Origin of the sequence: Zoogloea sp., from assembly GCF_041904905.1 — a bacterium.
Lineage (GTDB): Bacteria > Pseudomonadota > Gammaproteobacteria > Burkholderiales > Rhodocyclaceae > Zoogloea.
The window spans coordinates 1-2820 of the sequence record NZ_JAYRMI010000126.1; the positions used below are offsets into that span (position 1 = coordinate 1).

Here is a 2820-nt window from a genome sequence, read left to right on the forward strand (position 1 = left end):
GAACAGGTGACCCAGGCCGTGGGCCAGATGGACGAGGTGACCCAGCAGAACGCCGCGCTGGTGGAGGAGGCCGCCGCCGCCGCCGAGAGCCTGCAGGAGCAGGCCCAGTCGCTGGTGCGCGCGGTGGCCCACTTCCGGCTGCAGGGCGGCATGGCTGCCGGTCTGCCGGTTGAGGGCGATGCGGTGGTCGAGGAGATCCGCCCGATGCGGGTGGTGAGTGGCCCGCGGGCCCCTGCCCGGGTGGCGCCCCTGCCCTTGCGGGGCCACAAGGGGGCGAAGGTGGGGGCGCCCCTGCCTAAGGTCCGCCAGCAGGCCGCCAATCTGGCGGAAAGCGAATGGGAAGAGTTTTGAGGCGCATTGGCGCGTGAGGTCCGACGAACAGGGTCGCTCTGGTACAGAAGGAACACGAAATGAAAATCAACATGCCTGTCACCCAGCATGAGGTGGAACTGTCCGAACACTCGCTGATCGTGTCGAAGACCGATCTGAAGGGGCAGATCACTTACATCAACCGGGATTTCATCGAGATCAGCGGCTTCAGCGAGAGCGAGCTGCTCGGGCGGCCGCACAACATCGTCCGTCACCCGGACATGCCGGTGGAGGCCTTCGAGGATCTGTGGAGGGCCCTCAAGGAGAACCGCCCGTGGGTGGGCTTGGTCAAGAACCGCTGCAAGAACGGCGACTTCTACTGGGTCGAGGCTCACGCGGCGCCCATCGTCGAGAACGGGCAGACCGTCGGCTACATGTCGGTACGGCGCAAGGCCTCCCGCGAGCAGATCCAGGCCGCGGAGGCCGCCTACGCGCTGTTCCGCCAGGGCAAGGCCGGCGGGCTGAAGATCCGCGACGGCCGGGTGGTCAAGGCGGGCCCGCTGGGGGCGGTCGGCCAGTTCTTCTCCGGCATGAAGGTGCGCAACGCGATCCTCATGGCCATGGCGCTGATGATGGTGATCGTGGTGGCCCAGGGCTACATCGGGATGGCGAAGCTGGCCGAGGCCGATGAGGCGATCAACCAGACTTACGACCGTCGGCTCAAGCCGGCCGTCGATCTCGCCCGGCTGGAAAACGCCGTCGCCGAATCCCGCTCGCAGATCCTGCTCGGGCTGGTCCATTCGCCGGAGAACCCCGCCAGCAAGACCCTGGACCATGCCCTCAGCGCCCACCTGGACGCCCTCGACAAGTCGATGGCCGAGGCCGCGGCCCTGTGGAACGTCTATGGCGACGAGAACTATGCCCGCACGGCCGAACTCAAGGGGTTGCTCGCCAAGTTCGGCGAGGCCCGCCAGGCCCTGATCGCCAAGGCCCTCACGCCTGCCCGCGAGGCGCTGGCGGCGGGGCGGTTCGACGAGGCCAACCGGATCGCCGCCACCGAGCTGGCGACCCGCTTCGATGCGGCCCGGGCGACCGCCCGCGGGGTGCAGGAGTACATGCTCACCCGCGCCGACGAGCAGCGCCGGCAGGCCATCGCCGAGTACCAGAAGACCCTCTACCTGACGATCGCCGGCGTGGTGCTGTCGGTGCTGTTCGCTCTGGCGTTGGTGTGGTGGCTGGTGCGCCGGATCGTCGGCCCGCTGCAGAGCGCCATCGGGGTGTTCCAGCAGATCGCCCAGGGCAACTTCCAGTCGTCGGTGGAAACCGGCCGCCGCGACGAGATCGGTCAGGTGCTGGACGGCCTGGAATCCATGCAGGTGCGCCTGGGCTACGACGTGGCCGAGGCCAAGATCGTGTCCGACGAGATGGCGCAGATCAAGGTGGGCCTCGATACCGTCGAGACCAACGTGCGCATCGCCGACGTCCGCGGTCGGGTGCTGTACGCCAACCCGGCGCTGCTGAAGACCATCGCGGGGATCGAGGATCGGATCCGTGAACACGCGCCGGGCTTCAGTGCCGGCACTTTCGTCGGCAGCAGCATCGGGGCGCTGTATCCCGACCCCGACGCCGCCCTGCGCCGGCTGGCCAACCTCAGCGAGACCGTCCGCACCCAGATGGTCATCGGCGGTCGCACCTTCGATGTGGTCACCAGCCCGGTCTTCAGCGCCACCGGCGAGCGGCTGGGTTCGGTGGGCGAATGGCGCGACCGCACCGACGAGCTTGCCGCGGAGCGGGAGGTGCAGTCCATCGTCTCCGCGGCCGCCGACGGCGACTTCTCGGCCCGGCTGGAGACGGTCGGCAAGACCGGCTTCTTCCTCGACCTGTCCAGCGGCATCAACCGCCTGATGGAGGGCGTGGCCGCCAGCCTGGGCGACCTGGGCCGGGTGATGAACGCCATCGCCCGGGGCGACCTGACGGAGAAGATCACGGCGGATTACAACGGCACCTTCGGCCAGCTCAAGGACGACACCAACACCACGGTGGAGCGGCTGCGGGAGGTGGTGGGGCAGATCAAGGAGGCGGCGGAGTCGATCAACACGGCGGCCCAGGAGATCGCGGCGGGCAACTCCGACCTGTCGGCCCGCACCGAAGAGCAGGCCAGCAGCCTGGAAGAGACCGCCAGCTCGATGGAGCAGCTCAACGCCACGGTCAAGCAGAACGCCGACAACGCCCGCCAGGCGCGCGAGCTGGCCAGCTCCAGCAACGAAGTGGCGGAGCAGGGCGGCGAGATGGTGAACCGGGTGGTGGGGACGATGGGGTCGATCCAGGAAAGCTCGAAGAAGATCGCCGACATCATCGGGGTGATCGACTCGATCGCGTTCCAGACCAACATTCTGGCGCTCAACGCGGCGGTCGAGGCCGCCCGAGCGGGCGAACAGGGCCGCGGCTTCGCGGTGGTGGCGAGCGAAGTGCGCAGCCTCGCCCAGCGCAGCGCGCAGGCGGCGCGGGAGA

1 protein-coding gene and 1 pseudogene are annotated in these 2820 nt (G+C 68.6%); both read left to right on the forward strand.

Features of this window, described 5'->3' with window-relative positions; genetic code table 11:
* Positions 1-351: pseudogene (locus ACE3N6_RS19055) on the forward strand (methyl-accepting chemotaxis protein); the annotation flags it as partial.
* Between the two features lie 59 nt (positions 352-410).
* Positions 411-2820: methyl-accepting chemotaxis protein (locus ACE3N6_RS19060; RefSeq protein ID WP_374247400.1), on the forward strand; the 2410-nt coding region annotated here is incomplete at its 3' end.